Here is a 21,227-nt window from a genome sequence, read left to right on the forward strand (position 1 = left end):
AGCAATTAAAAATGGTTGGAATCATCATGGGAAGCCTTTCAGACAGAAAGGTTATGCAGGAAGCAGCAGACGCGCTGACGGAACTCGGGATCAGTTTCGAAATGGAAATTGTTTCCGCACACCGTACACCGGAGCGCATGCTCGAGTACGCGGCTTCTGCCCGGAGCCGTGGCCTGCGGGTCATTATTGCAGGAGCCGGGGGCGCGGCCCATTTACCAGGCATGGTTGCGTCGCTAACGTCACTGCCGGTGATCGGAGTACCCGTGTTATCCAGTAACTCAATCGACGGATGGGACTCGGTGTTGTCCATTTTACAAATGCCATCGGGCGTTCCTGTGGCCACGGTGGCTTTAAACGGAGCAAGAAATGCAGGTATCCTTGCCGCACAGATTATCGGTGCGAGCGATCAGGAAGTTGGTAAGCGTCTTGACATATTCAAGGAAAATTTAAAAGAAAAAGTAGCCTTAATGAATCAGGAATTGAGAAATCAACTTGTAAAATAGGCTGTCTTTACTATTTTCGTAAAAAATAACACCCACAAAAATTGAATTTCAGCAGGTTATGGAAGATGAATTGCCTAAGAAACGAAATATACGTCCTACCGAAAAGTCGAACCTACCAGTTGTTACTTTGTTCGTACTGGTTTTGCTGGTTCTGGCAATGCTTTATGTAGGATACGAATACATTTCTGACGGCTCCTCCAACTCCGAAGAACTTACGTCGGTTGTGGTAGTGGACTCAACCGGGGAAGAAGATGTACCTGAAGCGATATCGGACGAACCAGCCCCGGAAGAAGAAGAACCGTCGGCTTCCGAAAAAACCAGCGAAGAAAGACCAACCGAAGTAGTCCGTGAAACAACAATACCGTCGGTTTCGGCTTCGTCCATCGGAGGCCAGGAAATTACGCACAGTGTTCAAGCCGGTGAGACATTTTCGAGCATTGCTGCCCGGTATAATCTCAAAACGGAAACGCTGATGGGATTAAATTCTTCGACACCGGTTATCAAAGCAGGAATTACAAAACTTAAAGTTCAGGTTAAAGCGGTGCATACCGTCGGACCCGGTGATGTACTCAGAGTCGTGTCCGGGAAATATGGAGTTACGAAAGAAGCGATTATGAAAGCGAATGGAAAGAGTAGGGATTTTGCTGAACGTGGCGAGAAGCTGATCATTCCCTTTCCGGACCGGAAATAATTTTCACAGTACTGTCAGTAACAAAGAATCCCGGAGCAGTGCGGCGCTACTCCGGGATTTTCTTTGCACTTTAACAAGGGTTCAGGAACAGAATTGCATTAAAACGCACGCTCCCGGCCCATTCCGCCTCCTCCACGCTGGAAATCACCATCCCCGCGATCAAACTGCCGGCGATTGTTCTCCTGCACGGGCATTTTACCAAAATTGCGTAAGGTGTACGTGAAGGTCAGCATTGCATATTGGGTTAACACACGATTGGAAATGTTCTGGATATAAGTCTCCGTTACATTCGTGCTGATGCTGTTATTTTGTTTTAATATATCAAAAACAGTCAGTTTCAGCTCTCCGGCATTATTTTTCAGGAATTTCTTTCCAACACTTGCATTCCATAGGGTAAAGCTCTGATTATAGCCTTCTCCCAGCCCACGGTACGTCTGGTTGTTGATATCTGTCTGAAAAACAAATCCTTTACCGAAAATCCAGTTTACTCGTCCCGTGATACCCTGAGTGTAATAATTATTATCGAGGTTTGGCTGGATCGTATTGCGTACAATATTGTAATTACCAGAATAAGAAACAGTAAAGTCAAGCTTGTCGCTGATATTGCTGCTCACAACCAGTCCTTGTGACAGGGCATAGGTATTAGAGAAGTTTGAAATCTCGTTGATCAACCCGGGCGCCCGGACGTAATTGAAACCAGTCGTAAGGTTGAGATTCAGTTTCAGCGGTGCCACAGGTTTTCCATAGGTCAAAAAGCTTCGTGCATTCCAACTTCCGTCTACGTTCACAGGCCGGGTCAATTTCGCACCTCTTTCCAGAACAATTCCATTGGGTAGTTCAGTGGGCTCCTGCGCTATGAAGGTCGAGTTTACGATGGCGTTGTTGGTTTGGGTTAAAAATACCATCGCATTAAAATTATACGGCCTATTTGCACCTGCCAGCGAATAACGAACATTGAACATATTGCGGTACTCCTGCTTTAAGTCCGGATTACCGGCAGTCAACGATAACGGATTACTATTGTCAATCACATTCTGCAATTGCGAAATAGACGGCTGGTTGGTTGAGCTTCGGAAAAAAGTCCTGAATTGTGTACCCGATCTGGAACGGTAAGTCAGCATGACATTGGGCAGAACATTGGTAAAAGACTGATCGACTTTGGTGTTGTTCGGCGCCAGTTGCTGGCTGTACAGTCCGGTATTCTGAAGATCCAAACCTACATTAGCCGACCAGTTGTTTTTCCGGTAACGATAACCCACACCAGCTCTGTTCGTAATATAACGGTTATCAAAATTATTGGATAACAGCGTATCGAGATCCGAATAAGTATTCCCGTCAAAACTCATGTTGTAGGTCTCTTTTTCGGAATTGCTGTTACTGAGTGTAAGCCCGTAATTAAACTGAAGCTGCCCTGTGTTGCTGATCGGCTCGGTGTAAATAAGATTTCCTCCAACGGTATTCCCTCTTGAGGAAGTATAGCTCTGTTGATCCAGCGTATCGCCCCGCATCAACGCGCCCGGAGTTACGATACTGTCGTAGTAAATATTATTGGAATACAGTTTCCCCGTACCGTTCCGGTCATTGATCTGGGTGTTCAGATTAAACGAAAGTGTACGGCCTTTTTTAGCAAATGAGTGACGGAACAAAATATCATTCGAGAAATTATAACCATTGGTTTTATTGCTCTTACTGTTTTCGGCGCTGTTGAGTTTGCTGCCGTTGCCGAGGGTGGTTAAACCGGCCGTTAAACTATTGGAACTGTTGTCCTGAAAGCTCAGCCGCGGCGTAATGATCAGCGAGTTACTTTTATCAATGTTGTATTCAACACGAAAATTAATCCTGTGATTGGCGTTTGTGCTGGCCGTATTACTGTTTTCGTTGTAAAACTGGTTGCTCAATCCGCCAGCCAGGAAGCTTTCCTGCTGAGTTCTTTGTGCATTGGTGTTGCCGGTGCGGTTGAAAAAGTAGCTCCCGCTCACGTCCACTTTTTCACCAAATTTGTTGGCATAATTAAGGCCAAAAGAATTCGTACCTGTAATCCCGCTCTGGTTTCCGACCAGGAAGTTATTGGATGCTCCTCCTCCCTGGAAACCACCTCTACCTCCACGGCCGCCGCCGCCACTACTTCCGGTCAAACCCAGCAGGTCCTGGCTGGAGAAATTCTGCATATTAATGTTATTACTCAGACCGATGACCGATATACGCTGGTTGCCTTTGAAAAAACTAATATTACCCCCTGCCTGGTAACGGTTGTCAAGGCCGTATCCGGCAAATACTTTTCCAAACTGCCCCATTTTACGGTCGGCTTTGGTAACAATGTTGATAGTCTTCTGTGCATTTCCGTCATCAAACCCCGTAAACTGGGCCTGATCGCTCAGCTTGTCAAAAACCTCGATCTTATCCACAATTTCGGCTGGCAGAGATTTGAGGGTCAGTGCGGCATCGTCACCGAAAAATGGCTTTCCGTCCACCAGAACGCGGTTTACGGTTTCTCCATGTGCAGTTACAGTACCATTAGTGACGGTAATACCCGGCATTTTCTGAATGAGATCTTCCGTTGTAGCATCCGGATTGGTTTTGAAAGCAGCGGCATTGAATTGAGTTGTATCCCCTTTCTGCTCCATCGCCGTAACCTGGCCCACGACTTTTACTTCCCTGAGGTTAGCGACGGCTTCCGTCAACTGAAATTTGCCCAGATCCTGCACATCGTCAGTGAGCGTGACGATCCGGGACATATCTTTATAGCTGAGATAAGTAACCTTTATCAGATATGAAACCTGCTTTGCAAGACCGGTAACGATGAATTTTCCGTTAATATCCGTAGTCACATATTCGGGCTTTGCGTCGGGCACATTGCGGCTCACGGCCACATAAGCCCCTACAACCGGCGAGTTGTTTGTACTGTCGAGAACTACGCCGGAAAATTGCGCACTTTGTGCCTGAACGTTGCCTGATATTTTGATGCACACCAGCAACAGGAGGAGAAATGGAATTGTTTTCATGAGTTCTGTAAAGGTTTATTGCAGTTTAGAGCGAGCACCTCGGTAAAAGTTTAATCGCTCCCTGCGCTAACCCTTCACAATCGACAGAAACCGGCTATTTTGTAGATCAACACCTGCCGTCAACCGACGAAATAAATACGCAGATCCGGACTCCTTTTTTATCATTTCAGCCAATCGTCCAGATAGCTTTTGTAATTGGCCAAAAACCTGTCGTAGGCAGTTTGCAATTGTGGAAGTGCCACTGCCAATGTACTGGTATCATTGGTTTTAAGTCGAAATTCAGCTTCTCTGGCAATTTCTGCAACCTGTGAAACCCCTATCGTTCCGGCACTGCCTTTTAGCGTATGCAAATTGCTTTTTACGATTGGGATATCCCCTTTGGCATAAGCATTCATAGCTCCCCCGATCAGCTCGTCCGACTCACTAATAAAATCGTCAAAAACAGACCAGACCAGCTCTGCGCCCCCGATTCCGTTTAGCTGATCAATAATCTCTTTATCCAGTACCGGGAGAATAATTTCCTGCGCTATTTCCTTCTGTTTGGTTTCCAGTTTCCGGCCCTCTACATTACTCAGCAATTCTTTTACCTTCCAGATCAACGTCTGGGCACGGATCGGTTTTGCAATGTAATCGTCCATACCCTGGCTCAAAAACCGGTCACGGTCTTCTTTCATAGAATAGGCCGTCATCGCTACAATCGGCGAAAGCATGTTAGGATAACGCTTTTTCAGCTCCTGAGAAGTTTGCACACCATCCATATCCGGCATTTGAATATCCATGAAAATGATATCGTAATTCTTCCCGGCCGCCAGATGCAAATCTACTTTTTCAATTGCCTGAAAACCGCTCTCGGCCAGGTCTACCGTACAGCCGGATTTTACCAGGATTTCGTTTGCTACTTTCCGGTTTACGGCGTTGTCATCCACAAGCAGGATAACGGGATTGATATCCTTGAATACATTTTCGATAGGTGTTTCCTCCATCTGCGTCATAGTGCTCACCTGCGCGATGGACGTTTCTTTCGTTTCAAAAGTAAACCAGAAAGTGCTTCCTTCGCCCAATACAGATTCCACGCCGATCTCTCCGTTCATCAGCTCGCATAATTGTTTGGAAATCGCCAATCCAAGGCCGGTACCTCCGAACGATTTCCGGGAAGAATTGTCAAGCTGTGTAAATGAAGTGAACAAGATCTGTTTGTCAGTCGCGCTGATCCCGATACCCGAATCCTGCACCTCTACTTTGATCTTATGGAACAGCCCATCCTTCGACACCAGCGTAAGGAACAGTTTCACAGCGCCGTTTTCAGTAAATTTCAAGGCATTTGATGTCAGATTTGACAAAATCTGCAGAAGCCGCGTCTGGTCCGCTATAATGAATTTCGGGATGTCCGGGGCAATATGGTAAGTGAGTGTGTCCCCTTTACTTTTTGCCGTTTGCCCGAAAAGGGACACCAGTTTCAGCAATAACTCCTCAACTGAAATCGGTGCTTCATGCAACTCCATTTTTCCTGCCTCGATCTTGGAAAGATCGAGGATATCATTCAGGATATTCAGAAGCGTTTCAGAAGAGCGCTTGATCGTGAGCACATAATCTTTCTGCTCAACATTCAAAGGTGTCTCCCCAAGCAGATCAATCATCCCGATCACCCCGTTCATAGGTGTCCGGATTTCGTGGCTCATGTTCGCTAAGAAGCCTTCCTTCACTTTCAGAGAGCGCTCTGCCTGCTCCTTGGCTTTGAGCAGTTCAAGCTCATTTCGTTTCAATTCCGTGATGTCCCTGGCGAGCACTGCTACCTCCGTCGGTTTGCCTTTGTCATTGGTAAACATCAGCATATTGATCATAAACTGCCTTTCCGTCCCGTCTTTCCGGTAAAGTGTTATCTCGAAATTACGAAGGCTTTTACTTTTCCGAAGCCTGATCAACGCAGAATGGATTCGTTTTTTATCAGAGAAAAACTCCGTAATCTTATGTCCTATAACTTCTCCCGGCAGATAGCCCAGCCTTTTCAAAACAGACTGGCTGATCATCGTGATCACACCTTCCCGGTTGATCCTGCAATAAATATCCTGCAGGTTTTCGAATATGCCCCGGAACAATTCCTCACTATGCCTCAATGAAAGCTCTGCCTCTTTTCTGCGGGTAATATCTCGTGCAATTCCTGAAACCTCCTCGATAACGCCGTCGGCATAATGGATCGGGTTGAGATAAAATTCGAGCCACATTTCGGTTCCGTCCTTCCTGTCTATCTTGAATTCGAAATATTGCGCTTCGCCGCGCAGAGCCTGGCGATACTTTGTTTCCAGGGTTCGGCGGTTGCTGTTCCCGACCATTCGCCAGCCGAATTTTTCGGCACTTGCGTGCAGTGATGGCCTCACGCCAAGCTGGTTTTTGATTAGGTCCGCGTAATTTCTGTTGAAAGATGTCAGTTGCAAAGATTTGTTTACAGACCATATTAAATGTGAGCTGCTGTCAAATATCGCGTTGAGCCTGGCTACATATTTGCTCAGTTCTTCTTCACTTTGCTTGCGCGCTATGGCCAATGCGACCTGCCCCGAAATAAATTCAAGCAATTCGAGATCGCGCGTGTCGAACATATTGGGATCATCATAAGACTTGACCCCGATAATCCCGGTAACCCTGTCCCCGATGCGAAGCGGCACACATAACAAAAGCTTTGGTGTAACGCCGTAGAGATACAGGCTGTTGGTTTTAGCCAATTGTTCTATGTTCTCCCCGGACAGGAATAATGGTTTGTTGGAAGCAATCGCATATTCGGTGACCCCGTTACCCAGCTTGCGTTTGGTAAACCGTACATTTCCCTGAAAGTACTGGTCTACGTAATATGGAAAGTAGATATAGCTTTTACTGGGATCATAAAGCGCAATAAAGAAGTTTTTGACATCAATAATCTTGCCGAGTTCTTCATGGATCGTCTGATAAAAATCGTCAAGGTTCTGGGTATTGACTGTCCAGTTTGCTATGCTATAATACAGACTTTGGGCTTTTTCAGCCCGCATTTTTTCAGTAAAATCGTTTAATATGCAGCGAAATGCAGTAGGCTTGCCATTGTCAAACCGGCAGTTCACACTCCCGCCTACGAACACCTTTTTTCCCTCGCGGCTCAAAAATACTGCTTCGAAATTGGGATTGGAAACCCCCTGCTCTATCAGTTTAAGCTGCGCCATGGCCTGCTCCTTATACTGCGGATGCAGAATATCCTCCATCCGCATGGAAGCGATTTCCTCAAGGCCATAGCCGAGTACTTCGCGCCAGGCTTTGTTAACAAAAATAAACCTGCCGTCCATCGCCACCAGCTGGATCAGGTCACTTGTATTGTCGACCAGATCCTGCAACTGGGAATTGGACTTTGCGATAGCGGACTCCATTCTTCTCCTGCGGGTAATATCGTCGCCCACCAATGTTATGCAAACCACCTCGTCGTCCTCGCTCTGCATCAACACAGAGTTGATCGAAAACGTCCGTAATGTCCCTTTTTGGGCCAGGAAAGGCACCTCTCTTTGCTCGAGCTTTCTTTTCCCCTGAATACCTTCTTCCAGCATCTGCCGGATTTCATACTCTTCTTCTTTTGGAATAAGCTTGTCAAAAATACTGTACCCTACCAGATCCGTGTCCTGCCAGCCGGTCTTCATCAAAGCATGCGCACTGATATTCCGTATAATAAAATCCGGGGAAAAGGTAATTCCGATCAGGTTCAGATGCTGAAGTGTAGCGTGTATGGTCTGCCAGTCGGTATAGGACGAAATCATTTCCATAGTATCGGGGTATTCGCATTTTTGAGGTTCCTTCCAATTCTTTATTCGATAAATCTACGAATTAAGACGTAATTTTGGTTCGTGAAAATAAATTATAAAAATAGGGATGAATCGAAAGTCAGGGCCAAAAAGCACCTCGGCCAGCACTTTCTCAAGGACATGAATATTGCCCGACGCATCGTGGACGGACTGTCCGGGCACGGCGCATATAAACAGGCCCTGGAAATCGGTCCGGGCATGGGTGTGTTAACGCAATTTCTTCTGGAAAGGAACGATTTCACTACGTATGTAATTGAAATAGATACGGAGTCGGTTGCGTACCTGAAAAAACACTACGAGCAGCTTACACCCAGGATTATTGAAGGCGATTTTCTCAAATTCAATCCGAACGAGACATTTAACCAGCCTTTTGCCATCATAGGCAATTTCCCTTATAACATTTCCTCCCAGATTTTTTTTCGGGCATTGCAGATCCGTGATCAGATCCCGGAAATTGTGTGCATGCTTCAGAAGGAAGTCGCACAGCGCATTGCATCGCCTCCTGGAAACAAGGATTACGGAATCCTGAGCGTTTTGTTACAGGCATTTTATGATATAGATTATCTGGTTTCTGTTCCTCCGGGCGCTTTTGATCCTCCCCCAAAAGTCCAGTCGGGTGTGATCAGGCTCCGACGAAATGCTACCGCGGCGCTGGATTGTGACGAAAAACTGTTTTTTCGGGTAGTCAAAACGGCCTTTAATCAGCGTAGGAAAACCCTGAGAAATGCATTAAAGCCGATAGGTGAGTTCCCTGATCACCCACTTCTGACCAAGCGTGCGGAACAGTTGAGCGTAAATGAGTTTGTTGACCTTACCCAATTGGCGGAAAGCTTTTTACCACAGTTGTGATTTCTGGACCCCTTAGCTGCGCCACAGCCATTTTGTTCATCGCCAAAAGCTAAAAACCAATGACGTTTGAATTAACCAAAGAATATGTAGAACACATACAGGGATTAATTGAAAAAGAAGATTCGGCCGCCATCAGGACCGAAATGGAGGGTCTTTTTGCTGCGGATATCAGCGGGCTTTTGTCCGAACTGCAAACAGAATCTGCAAAATTCCTGATCAGTCAGCTGGAAACTCAGACCGGTGCCGAGATTCTCGCAGACATGGATCCCAACGAAAGACGGGAATTCCTTAAAGCTTTTACCTCAGAAGAAATTTCCCATTTTGTCAATCTTTTTGATTCGGATGATGCGGTGGATTTGCTGAACGAGCAGCCTATCCGTGTGCGGGAAGAGGTTATTGCGCTGCTTGAAGACCGTGAGCAGGCAAGGTTTATCCTCGACCTGCTGCACTATGACGAAGATGTGGCGGGTGGTCTGATGCAGAAGGAATTGGTAAAAGCCAATGTAAACTGGACCGTAAATCAGTGCATTGAAGAACTACGGAAACAAGCAGAGGATGTCGGAAAGGTGTATGCAGTATATGTGGTCGATGACCTCGGGAAATTGCATGGGATACTTTCTTTGAAAAAAATCGTATTAGCCCACAAAAACACGAAAATTGAAAGCCTTTACGACAAGGATGTGATCTTCGTGGAAACCTACCGCCCCGCAGAAGAAGTCGCCGAGCTGATGCAGCGGTACGATTTGGATGCATTGCCGGTGGTGAATGTTCAGGGCAAACTATTGGGCAGGATCACCATTGATGATGTTATAGATGTGATCACGGACCAGGCCAGTTCAGATACTCTGGCGATGGCCGGTATCACCGGGGACGTGGAAGAGGATGATACAATCTGGGAGCAAACGAAGGCACGTTTGCCGTGGCTGCTTGTGGGAATGATGGGGGGAATTCTGGCCGCCAAGTTCATCAGTTTTTTTGAAGGCGACCTTAAAATAATCCCGGCTATGGCCGCATTTATTCCTATCATCGGCTCTACCGGGGGTAATGTCGGGATTCAGACTTCTTCTATTATTCTTCAGAGCCTTGCCGATAAAACCGGGTTGGATACCACAGTAGGTCAGCGACTGATCCGTATGTTTGCGGTAGCATTTATCAACGGATTGATTATCAGCTGCATTGTTTTCGGTTTTAATTTGCTGATAGGAAACGAATTGCAGCTTGCATTGGTGGTATCTGCCGCACTGATGTCGGTAGTCTTTCTCGCATCCTTTATGGGTACGGTCACTCCTATTATCCTGGACAGAGTTGGGATCAATCCCGCAGTAGCATCAGGGCCGTTTATAACGACCGCTAATGATCTCATCGGCTATGGCGTGTACTTCGGGCTGGCGCATTTGCTTTTGAATTTGTAGGTAATTGATCAAACATATACATGATTGCTGTAATCCAACGGGTTAGTGAAGCCTCGGTTGCTATTGAAGGAGAAGTAAGAGGACAGATTGGCGTTGGTTTTCTGGTTCTACTTGGCATCACACATGAGGATACTAATGAAGACGTGGAGTGGCTTGGCAGAAAAATCGTTGGGATGCGGATCTTCGGTGACGAGGAAGGAAAAATGAACCTCGATCTAAAAACTGTCGGAGGTAATATCTTACTGATCAGTCAGTTTACACTTCATGCCAATACAAAAAAAGGAAACCGCCCATCTTTCATAGACGCAGCAAAACCTGATATTGCCATACCATTGTATCAAAAAATGACAGCTTTCCTAAACGGCGAAATGGGAAGCCCAATCCAGTGCGGAGAATTCGGCGCCGACATGAAGGTTTCACTTTTGAACGATGGCCCCGTTACTATTATCATAGACTCAAAAAATCGCATTTGATCAAAATCACACATTCCCCGTTCCACGGCGGATCATTCAGTCATTCACTCATTCAGTCATTCAGTCATTCACTCATTCACTCATTCACTCATTCACTCATTCACTCATTCACTCATTCAGTCATTCAGTCATTCAGTCATTCAGTCATTCACTCATTCACTCATTCACTAATTCACTCATTCACTCATTCACTCATTCAGTCATTCAAAACTAAAAAAATGTCCCTAGAAGAAGCTCAATCCCAAGTTGATACCTGGATAAAAACATACGGAGTCCGGTATTTCTCAGAACTGACAAATATGACCATTCTGACAGAAGAAGTGGGTGAACTGGCGCGGATAATGGCAAGAACGTACGGGGACCAGTCGTTCAAGAAATCGGATCTGGGCAAAGATCTTGGAGATGAAATGGCTGACATTCTGTTCGTGCTGATCTGCCTCGCAAACCAGACCGGAGTTGACCTTACCAAGGCTTTTGAAAAAAATATGGAGAAGAAAACAGACCGGGATAAGGATCGGCACAAAGGGAATCCAAAATTGAGCTAGCATAGCATTATAAAAAGACTCAGCCCCGGAAAGCTTTCCGGGGCTGAGTCTTTTTATAATAACATCTATCAATGGATCACATATCCAATAATAATCTCATGGGATCTTCCAGGAGCTGTTTTACGCGAACAAGGAAGCTAACTGAATCTTTTCCATCAATTATACGGTGGTCGTAAGATAAGGCCACATACATGATAGGACGAATCACGATTTGTCCATCGACCACAACAGCACGTTCAACGATATTGTGCATACCTAAAATCGCAGATTGCGGTGCATTGATGATCGGGGTAGAAAGCATCGAGCCGAACGTACCGCCATTGGTAATTGTAAACGTACCACCTGACATTTCATCCAATCCAAGTTTTCCGTCACGGGCACGTACAGCCAGACGAACGATTTCTTTCTCAATCGCAGCAAATGACAATGTTTCAGCATTACGGATAACCGGTACTACCAAGCCGCGAGGTGTCGAAACCGCCACAGAAATATCACTGAAATCATTGAAGATCAACTCATCTCCATCCAAATTTGCATTGATTACAGGGAAGTCTTTCAACGCCACGGTAACGGCTTTTACGAAAAACGACATAAAGCCTAGCCCAACCTCATGTTTTTCTTTGAATTTGTCCTTGAATTTCGAACGGACATCCATTACAGGCTTCATATCCACTTCGTTAAAAGTAGTAAGCATAGCTGTTTCATTCTTAACAGCTACCAGACGACGTGCAATGGTTTTACGAAGGGATGACATTTTTTCACGGCGCTGCCCACGGGATCCCGCAGGTGCCGGAGCAGGAGCTGCGGCCTGTTTCGGCTGCGCCGGTGCCGCTGGCTGTGGCGCAGATTCAGCTGGTTTATTACCTGCTTTCAATGCATCGTCCTTCATGATACGTCCACCTGAACCTGATCCGTTAACATCTTTCGGATCAATACCTTTTTCCGCCAGAATTTTGGCGGCAACAGGTGAAGTATGTTTTTCACTATAACCTTTATCTGCGGGAGTATTACCGGCAGGTGCAGGTGCAGATGCCGCCGGTTGCGCCGCAGGAGCACCTTGTCCCGGTTCAATCGTGCAGATTAAAGCACCGATTGGCAAAGTATCTCCCTCTTTTCCTACAATCCTCAAAGTTCCTGCTGCTTCGGCAGGTAATTCGAAGGTCGCTTTATCCGACTCCAGTTCGCAAAGAATTTCATCGACTTCCACATGATCACCATCCTTTTTAGACCAGGATGCAATTGTAACCTCCGTAATCGACTCACCCACTGCGGGAACTTTCATTTCATAAGCTTTACCCGGAGCGGCAGCAACAGCTGCAACGGCCGGAGCAGGTTCTTCAGTTTTGGCTTCCACTTTTTCCGGTGCTGCTTCGACTGGCGCGTCGGCGGATTGTTTCGCAGGAGCTTCCTGTTTTGGCGCAGTTTCTTTTGAAGCACCATTGGAGGCTGATTCGATGGTTGCGATCAGATCCCCGATGTTCAGAGTGTCTCCTTCCTGAGCCTTAATATGTAAAACACCTTCTGCCTCGGCAGTTAATTCAAAAGTCGCTTTGTCTGAATCAAGTCCGCAAATGACTTCATCCATTTTCACAAAATCGCCATCATTCTTGAACCAGTTTCCAATTGTAACCTCCGTAATCGACTCGCCAACCGGCGGTACTTTTATTTCAATTTCAGCCATTTTATCTGCAATCTTGTTATCGAATTAAGTGTCTAAAAATTATAGGAATAATCATTCAAAAGCTCTCGTAATGATTTCTGTCTGCTCCTTTGCATGGATTTTCGAGAAGCCAGTAGACGGAGAGGCACTGGATTCACGGGCAATTACCTGTAAAGGTTTCACGCCTTTATACATTCTCAGCATAAAGGTCCAGCCACCCATATTGAAAGGTTCCTCTTGTACCCAATATACTTTTGCATTTTCATATTGAGCCAAATGTGCATCAATCTGGTTCTGCGGGAACGGATGCATTTGTTCAAGACGAATAATCGCAACATCATCGCGTTTATCAGCCTGCTGCCTTTCGTACAACTCATAATAAAGTTTTCCTGTACAAAGCAGCACTTTCTTCACTTTTTTCGGATCTGCATAAGTATCACCGATCGTTTCCTGGAAAGAACCATTCACGAGACTTTCCACCGGGGATACGCACAGGGGATGCCTGAGCATCGATTTAGGCGACATCACTACCAAAGGCTTCCTGAAAGGAAATTTCAGCTGTCTGCGTAGCAGGTGAAAGAAGTTAGCAGGCGTTGTAACATTGGCAACTATAAGGTTATAATTAGCAGAAAGCTGCAGATAACGTTCCGGACGCGCGTTGGAGTGCTCCGGCCCCTGGCCTTCGTATCCGTGCGGCAGCAACATTACCAACCCCGTCCAGCGGTCCCATTTGGTCTCACTGGATGTTACAAACTGGTCGATAATTACCTGTGTACCATTTGCAAAATCCCCGAACTGTGCTTCCCAGATTACCAGGGCATTGGGATTTGCCATCGAGTAGCCGAATTCAAAACCAAGCACCCCATATTCGGAAAGCAGTGAGTTGTAGATCATGAAACGTCCCTGATCCTCCTGAATATGTTCAAGACTGCTGTATGCGGCATTGGTTTCTACATCCCGCAAAACCGCATGCCTGTGGGAGAAAGTACCCCGCTGCACATCCTGCCCGCTCAAACGAACTATATTTCCTTCTGTCAGGATCGAACCATAGGCGAGCAATTCAGCGGTAGCCCAGTTCACTTCCTTTTTATCAAAAATCATCTGCTCCCGGTCTTTCAGCAACTTGTCAATTTGCTTAAGCCTGTTAAAATCCTGGGGAGTGGTGATCAGTGCTTTTCCAATTTTTTCAAGTATTTCAAGCGGAACGCCGGTTTCGGGGGATTTTTCAAAATCCTCCGGCTTTGACTTCCGCAAAGTATGCCATTCCTGTTCCAGTTTCGGCAAGGTATATGGTAACGCTTTCTGCTTCACCATGTCCAAACGTTCCTGCAACAATTGCTTGAACTCTTTATCCATATTGGCAGCCAGTTGCGCGTCAACATCACCCCGTTCAGCGAGCGTTTTCTGATATATCTCGCGTGGATTCTGATGGGTTTCAATCGATTTGTAGAGAACAGGCTGGGTAAATTTAGGCTCGTCCGCTTCGTTGTGTCCGTGACGACGATAGCAAACCATATCGATAAAGATATCCTTATTGAATTTCTGGCGATATTCCACTGCGAGTCGCATGCAGAAAACAACCGCCTCCGGATCATCGCCGTTTACATGGAGAACCGGCGCATCAACTATTTTGGCAATGTCGGTACAATAAATACTTGACCTCGCATCAACAAAATCAGTTGTAAAACCGACCTGGTTATTGATAACAAAATGGATCGTACCGCCGGTGTAATATCCGTTCAGGGCCGACATTTGCGTAACCTCGTAAACAATACCCTGCCCTGCCACAGCAGCATCTCCATGGATAAGCACAGGCAGTACGCGATCGTAGTCGCTGTCATACATACCATCCGCACGTGCACGAATATAACCTTCCACAACCGGGTTCACCGCTTCAAGGTGTGATGGATTGGGAGCAAGTTTCAGATGGACCTTCTCGCCATTTTCAGTAGTGATCTGGCTCGCAAAACCCATATGGTATTTCACATCCCCGTCACCCCATACCTGGTCCGGCAAATTGCCTTCGAACTCGTTAAAAATCTGCCCGTAAGTTTTTTGCATGACATTGGCAAGTACATTCAGCCTGCCGCGGTGCGCCATACCGATCATCACTTCCACAACGCCCATTTCAGCGGCCTTGATGATCAGGGCATCCAAGGCAGGAATAGTAGTTTCCCCGCCTTCGAGAGAAAAGCGCTTCTGCCCCAGATATTTGGTATGAAGGAAATTTTCAAAAACAACAGCCTCGTTCAATTTGGAAAGAATATGTTTTTTCTCGTCAATAGAGAACTCCATATTCAGGGCTTCTTTCTCGATTTTTTTACGCAACCAGCTTTTTTGCTCGCGGTCACGAATGTATAAATACTCAAAACCAATGTTTCTTGTATAAATCGTTTTCAGGGAATCAACAATCTCGCGAAGCGTAGCAGGGCGTCCGAATACTTCGACACCCGCTTCAAACACAGAGTCCATATCTTCCGGCCCCAGGTTAAAGTCGGAGATGTCAAGCTGTGGCCTGCGGTCTTTTCTTTTCTGGATCGGATTTGTTGTTGCAAGCAAGTGTCCTCTGGATCTGAAACCACGAATCAGGTGGACGACCTCCATTTCCTTACGGATACGGGACGGATCGACCTTTGTTGTCGTGGTCGCTTCTTTACCATTTACGGTGCCATTTGTATGCCCATTACCATTGACGGGATACTTTTGAGAGAAGTCGAAACCTTCAAAAAACTTTTGCCAGCCTTCATCTACTGAAGCTGAATCTTGCTTATAGGAATTATATAAATCCTCTATGTAAGCGGCGTCGGAATTTGCTATATAAGTGTATTTATCCATCACAAATGTGATTATTTCTTTTACCGCACAAAGGTACGAGAGTTAGTTAAACATTACGAATAAATTCTCCTTTTAACTTGGGCCAAAAACGATTTGTAACCGTTCTAATTTCTAATATTTCTGAAAGCCTGCAGGGTTTGGAATAAACTTCAGCATCAGTTCATGGATCCCCTTCGGACCTGACGAATACGTGTAAATCTGTTCCACTTGTCGCGTGCTGTAGAAATAACCAAGCCTTACATTGTTACCTACCTGAACCTCAGCAGACAACTGTAAAAAATCAACTTTTGACGAAACTGCAGGCATCCGCCCTCCCATTCTGTAAGACGCGCCGATCCCTACTTTTTCGTTAAACCAAAACCTGGACCCTAAATCCACCCTTAGTTTATGGTCCTTTTCTTGCACTACCAATACATGCGGCAACATCATCACGTCCTCGCTCAGATCATAGCTCCCACCCGCCATCACGTATAACGGTCGCCTGTAGAAACCGCCAATTATTTGATTACCGAAATCATGCGTCAGTACTTCCGGCTTGGATATTCCAAAATAAAGCTGATCGGACCTCAGCCAGCCGCCGATACCGAAACTGCCCAGAGCCCTGTTTGTACTTGAACCTGTCCGGTCGACTACTGGTAGGACGTTAATTCCGCCTTGTGCCCCCACACTGAATTTCCATTGATCAGAAATACCTAAATGATAGGCAAATGATCCGGAAATCCCAGTAGTCGTAAAATAGCTCGTCTGATCGTTAAGAGCCTGGAAACCAGCCCCGAATTTGCCGTTGCCAAAAGTGCCGTCCGCCGCAAAAGTCTGGCTGGAAGGTGAGTTCTGAATATTGAACCATTTCCTTCTGAACATTGCGGTCATATTGAAGTCACCCCTGACCCCGGTAAACGCCGGATTAATGGCCATCGGATTCTGAAGATACTGTTCGTAGAGCACTTCCCTTTGCGCAAAAGCGGATTGGATCTGGGATAAAAACAGTAAAGTCAAAGCGAAAACCGGCAATCCGACACATTGGAAATGTCTGTTCATAAGAAATGGCCTTAGCAAATTGGTATACTTATTAAACCAAAAATGGCAGGAGAAATTGCCTCCTGCCATTTTTTATAACTCTGGTAACAACTTTTTATACTGATATTTTTTATCAAAAATCATAACCCAATGTTACATAGGGAATTGCTTTATTAGTAAATCCGTTGTCAACTCCCCATGCATAATCAAACTTGGCATAGAATCCGAACAGGGTTGTTCTTGCCCCTACTCCGTAACCCATCAGGTACGGGTTTTTATAATTGGTAACCGTCGCCCTGAAAGGATCTCCTTCATCTCCAATGATCTGCGTGTTCAAACTGTTATTCTCACTAAACGGCCCCTTACCCGTCCATGCAGTCCCTATATCCCCGAAACCCACGATCTGGAAATTACGAAGGAAGCTGGATGTGATTGCCCCGCGATAAAGATACTTGACCAACGGAATACGTAATTCCGCATTCAAAAGCATGTAGCTGGTGCCTGATAAACGGTTCAGCTTGAAACCTCTCAGATTGGTCGCGAAATCAGCGAAGAAAATATCCCTGTTGTCTCCCTGGAAATTCAGCGGGTTTTCATCCGTCCGGTTTTCTTTTCTGTTACCTACCCAGTTCTCCATCCCGCCCAGGATATTTTGCTTAGGCGCTTTTCCACCAGAATGACTTCCCGAGGCACGGATTGCTAAAATAAGATCCCTGTGAATTTTCTGATAATGACGAAAATCCAAACTCACGCGGTTGAAGCTCTCATTGCTGTCGGAAAGTCCTAACTGGGCATCGTAGCGGATCTTGAAGCGCGTACCTTCCATCATATTCATACCGTTCACACGTGTGTTATCGAATACATATTCGCTTCTCAGCCCTCCGTAATTAGATGCTACATCCGGATTTGCAAGAATGTACACATCTATCATTCTGGTAGAAGTATACATGGGCGACAAAGTAAGCCTGCTTGTTGTCGAAAAAGGATAAGAAGCAGAGAACATCAGCTGATTGAAGCGGTATTTTTTCGGAGTATTCTCAGAATCAATATACAGGCTTTTTCTGTCAATCCGCATCCCAAAATCGATGCGATAAGTGTTGTTGGAATATTCTGCAAACAGGTCACTGTTCCGGAAATTGGACGATATAAAAAGACCTGCTTTGATAATATGGTTTTCAAGCAAATCATTCATGGAAATGGACTGTGCAAAACCAAATCCTCTGATCGGGTCAATACGCCAGTCGGAGGCCGCATCGTTGGTGATAAACAACCCTTTGTAAGTATAAGGACCTTTGATCGCAATATTTTCGCGGATTGCCTTGGTTCGCGACAAGGCACCTGGCGCATTTTCGAAAGTCCCTCTCCGCTGACGCGACTCGAACGTTTTCAGGACATCTTCATCAAATTCATAATTATCCGTATCAACCTCTCCTTCACCAAGCGCAATTTTGGGTGCCACTGACTGCTGCTCAACCTTGCCGGCGGAGTCAGTTTGAACAGCACCGGCTTCGGGCTGCTCACCTGCCCCCTTCGACGCAACCGTACTCAGGGAAGGCGTATTGACCGCAGCATTGATATCAAAGCCATTTTTATAGGCAGCAGTATAATACCCGTCATGAAGATAAGTGTATGCCAATGCACCGCCGGACTTCAGAGTCACATCCGCATTTCTGATATTATGGACGTAATTTGTGAGTTGTGTACTTGTATTTGAGGCCCGGTTAAACTTAAATACATTGCTTATCCCTTTTTCGTTGGACAAGTATAACACGTCATTGTCATCCGCATAAATCGGATATGTCTTTGTTTTTCCGTCAGTCTGCAAAAGCTTGATCCTACCTTCCGACCGCGGTGAACCGTCATGCTCATACATCGTAAATGACGAAGAGATGGTTTTGTAGCTCCCCTTGTCCGTACTAAGGGAATCCGCAGGCCTGTTGGATGAAAATACGATCCTTCTCGACGACCCCTGAACGAAACGCGGAGACAGATCATCGTAAAGATCATTTGTGAGAGGCAGAGGCGAGGCTCTGGCAACACTGATCAGGAACAAATCATTCTGGCCACCTTTATCGGCGCTGACAGCGAGCATTGTACCATCATGGGAAATATCCATGTCCATGATCTGATCAAGCCCGCGAATGTTACGTTTCAGCTTGATTTTAATTTTTTTGGTCCCAAGATTTTCGTACAAATAGAAATTCTTGCGGTCATTTTCAGAAGCCAGGATTGCCAGCGTATTGTTTCTGGACCATCCCAGCAACGGAGGCTGCGTTTTCATTCTTCCGCCGATGAAGTCCAGTTTCCCCTGACGCACGATTTTCTTCGAGCCGGTTTCGCTGTCGAACAAATAGACCCTGTAACGACCATTTTTGATTTCGCTGACTGCCGTAAATTTCTTGTCCGGAGACACTTTGATCACTGCATTCGCATCCGAAACACTGAATTCATTGAGCCTATATTTCCAGGTTGGGCTTGGGTCCGTGTAGAACTGTTCAATGTTCTTGTTCTGGTTCAGGTAATAAGCCCTCCAGTCACGCAAAAAACGGTTATAAGACTGAACACCCAATGTGCTTGTGATACTGGTTTGTTCGGTCCGGATAATGCGGGTGAGGTTCAAAATATCCGATATCTTGTCTTTCCCATATCTCTCGGATATATAGTTCCATATTGAATGACCGATCAATGTTGCGTCATTTCCGGTCATAAGCGTCGGTTTTCTCACCTTGCGGTTTTTGAAAAAATCCCGCATGTAATCATTCAGCTCCGGTGACCAGCCTTCCGCAATGTATGCAGCCGTACCCGACATAAACCATTCGGGAAGTGTGAGGAGCAGCGAACTTTGTAACGCTTCTTTCATATTTCCGCCATAAAGCATGTCGTATACAAAAAGAAGGCTGATATCCTTTACAAGTTTTTTACGAAAACCGATCTGGTCCCCAGTATAGGCTACTTCCACCCGCGACTGCGACAAATCCAGTTTTTGCTCATCCAGATTGTCCAGTGTGGAAAGGCCCATATTACTCTGTTCAAGTTCCGCGGGAGAATTGTAGAGAAAGATCTTAACGCGGCTATATGGAGTCCATCCAAGTATATCTGTAATTTTATCAAACTCACTTTCAGCATATTGAGCTGTGAGCTTGGCAAGGGCAGTACCGCCCTGATAATGATAAATCTCGAAGTTGGTAGTCCTGAAAATCTTCCAGTTGAAAGTCTTATACTGCACCCGGTTTTTCCCAAATGTCTCCTGAGACGGATAACGTTGTGCGTTCGATTCGGTGAATAGTCCTAAAATCACCGTCAGACAGACCGGAAAGGTTAACTTGTATAGATATTTTATGCTCATATTACTAAGGCTGACTTCAATGGAAATATAACGAAAAATACCTTTTAATATTAACTAACGGGTTCAATTCTTTGCCGTTTTCCAGATGTTCTGCGAACTGCCGTGCAAAAAACGGGGCCAGCGTAACACCTTTTGTACCTAATCCATTGAAAATTCCAATGTTACCATGTTCCGGGTGAATGCCCACGAGCGGCCTCCGGTCCCTTACAGACGGACGTATCCCGGCTACTTCGGATCGGATCTTGTAAGGTAACTTCATTAAGGGCATTAATTTACTTTCCAGCTCTTTCGTGGCTGCTTCTGCAGGCTGCCAATCCAGCGGATCCCAGGAATAGGTCGCCCCTACTTTGCACCTCGTTTCCGATACAGGCAGGATAAATATTCCCTGGTTAATCACATAAGGTTTGATGTTTTCAGCAACGTCAATTTCCAACAGCTGGCCCTTCACGGGAGTAAACGGCAGCCAGTTGAAAAACGGATTTTCAAGCGCCTTAAAACCCTGGCATAAAATCACTTTTCCAAAGGCCATACCTTTCCACATCGGCCCCTCTCCTGCTGTATCAAGATCAGCCACATCAAATAACTCCTCCGAATAATGTCCTTCATTTTTAAAAAATTCACGGCTTTTTTCCAGCATAAGCGGCAAGTCGATCCAGCCGGACCTGGTTACTTCCAGGCCGCCATAGTCCGCATGGATATATTTGGAAACCTCCGCCGGGTCAATCTCCTGCTGTACATAACGTGAGATCCCGGGGTCAGCAGTCTGAGCTAAATACGTGTTTTGTTCTTCAATAGACCGGAATGGCCGAAAAATAGAAGTATAATGTTGAAAGCGGGCCCCGAGCCGGTTTTCGAGATCGGAGTAAAAAGTACCGGCATAGGGAAACAGATCATCTGCCAACCAGGTTTTGACAAGTTTTTTTCCAGTAAGCGGATTAAATATCCCGGCGGCTACGTGAGAAGAGGAAGGCTGTGTTATGTCATTAACAATCAGTATATTTTTACCGGCATCATGTAAATGCCACGCCAATGAAGTGCCAGCAATCCCTTGTCCGACAATCAGATAATCGAAATCAGCCATA

At 45.8% G+C, this 21,227-nt stretch carries 13 protein-coding genes; 6 read left to right on the plus strand and 7 right to left on the minus strand.

Features of this window, described 5'->3' with window-relative positions; all coding sequences use genetic code 11:
- The first annotated feature begins 11 nt into the window (after window positions 1–11).
- Window positions 12–503: a 5-(carboxyamino)imidazole ribonucleotide mutase gene (purE, locus tag FBF61_RS23035; protein WP_138481841.1), complete on the plus strand. Its 492-nt coding sequence runs from the start codon at window positions 12–14 to the stop codon at window positions 501–503.
- Window positions 504–561: 58 nt separating this feature from the next.
- A complete protein-coding gene (locus FBF61_RS23040) occupies window positions 562–1,194 on the plus strand; it encodes a LysM peptidoglycan-binding domain-containing protein (RefSeq protein ID WP_138481843.1) in 633 nt (210 codons plus the stop codon).
- Window positions 1,195–1,292: 98 nt separating this feature from the next.
- Here FBF61_RS23040 and FBF61_RS23045 read toward each other — a convergent pair whose 3' ends face one another.
- The gene (locus tag FBF61_RS23045) at window positions 1,293–4,196 is read right to left on the minus strand and encodes an outer membrane beta-barrel protein (protein ID WP_138481845.1); all 2,904 of its coding nucleotides are present in this window, start codon (window positions 4,194–4,196) and stop codon (window positions 1,293–1,295) included.
- A 161-nt stretch (window positions 4,197–4,357) separates the two neighbouring features.
- Complete coding sequence (locus FBF61_RS23050) at window positions 4,358–7,969, minus strand: PAS domain S-box protein (RefSeq protein WP_138481847.1); 3,612 nt, start codon at window positions 7,967–7,969, stop codon at window positions 4,358–4,360.
- 87 nt (window positions 7,970–8,056) lie between these two features.
- Here FBF61_RS23050 and rsmA point away from each other — a divergent pair, with 87 nt between their 5' ends.
- The 4 genes from rsmA (at window position 8,057) to FBF61_RS23070 (ending at window position 11,287) form a co-directional block, all read left to right on the plus strand.
- A complete protein-coding gene (gene rsmA, locus FBF61_RS23055) occupies window positions 8,057–8,857 on the plus strand; it encodes a 16S rRNA (adenine(1518)-N(6)/adenine(1519)-N(6))-dimethyltransferase RsmA (RefSeq protein WP_138482092.1) in 801 nt (266 codons plus the stop codon).
- A 59-nt stretch (window positions 8,858–8,916) separates the two neighbouring features.
- Window positions 8,917–10,269, plus strand: a complete 1,353-nt coding sequence (gene mgtE / locus FBF61_RS23060; protein WP_138481849.1) for a magnesium transporter — start codon at window positions 8,917–8,919, stop codon at window positions 10,267–10,269.
- Between the two features lie 20 nt (window positions 10,270–10,289).
- The gene (gene dtd, locus FBF61_RS23065) at window positions 10,290–10,742 is read left to right on the plus strand and encodes a D-aminoacyl-tRNA deacylase (RefSeq protein WP_138481851.1); all 453 of its coding nucleotides are present in this window, start codon (window positions 10,290–10,292) and stop codon (window positions 10,740–10,742) included.
- Window positions 10,743–10,960: 218 nt separating this feature from the next.
- Window positions 10,961–11,287, plus strand: coding sequence for a nucleotide pyrophosphohydrolase (locus tag FBF61_RS23070; protein WP_138481853.1), 327 nt, complete (start codon window positions 10,961–10,963; stop codon window positions 11,285–11,287).
- 76 nt (window positions 11,288–11,363) lie between these two features.
- Here the strand turns inward: FBF61_RS23070 and odhB are convergent, their stop codons facing one another.
- The 5 genes from odhB to FBF61_RS23095 all read right to left on the minus strand — a co-directional run bounded on the left by odhB (window position 11,364) and on the right by FBF61_RS23095 (window position 21,226).
- A complete protein-coding gene (gene odhB, locus FBF61_RS23075; RefSeq protein ID WP_138481855.1) occupies window positions 11,364–12,968 on the minus strand; it encodes a 2-oxoglutarate dehydrogenase complex dihydrolipoyllysine-residue succinyltransferase in 1,605 nt (534 codons plus the stop codon).
- 51 nt (window positions 12,969–13,019) lie between these two features.
- Window positions 13,020–15,782, minus strand: coding sequence for a 2-oxoglutarate dehydrogenase E1 component (locus FBF61_RS23080; RefSeq protein WP_138481858.1), 2,763 nt, complete (start codon window positions 15,780–15,782; stop codon window positions 13,020–13,022).
- Window positions 15,783–15,893: 111 nt separating this feature from the next.
- On the minus strand, window positions 15,894–16,820 hold the full coding sequence (locus tag FBF61_RS23085) for a PorP/SprF family type IX secretion system membrane protein (protein WP_138481860.1): 927 nt from the start codon (window positions 16,818–16,820) through the stop codon (window positions 15,894–15,896).
- A gap of 112 nt (window positions 16,821–16,932) precedes the next feature.
- Complete coding sequence (locus tag FBF61_RS23090; protein ID WP_138481862.1) at window positions 16,933–20,145, minus strand: hypothetical protein; 3,213 nt, start codon at window positions 20,143–20,145, stop codon at window positions 16,933–16,935.
- Window positions 20,146–20,161: 16 nt separating this feature from the next.
- Window positions 20,162–21,226 carry an NAD(P)/FAD-dependent oxidoreductase gene (locus tag FBF61_RS23095; RefSeq protein WP_138481864.1) on the minus strand — a complete coding sequence of 355 codons (1,065 nt, stop codon included), beginning with the start codon at window positions 21,224–21,226 and terminating at the stop codon, window positions 20,162–20,164.
- Window position 21,227 lies beyond the last annotated feature (1 nt).

Source organism: Dyadobacter bucti, assembly GCF_005869225.1.
GTDB lineage: Bacteria > Bacteroidota > Bacteroidia > Cytophagales > Spirosomataceae > Dyadobacter > Dyadobacter bucti.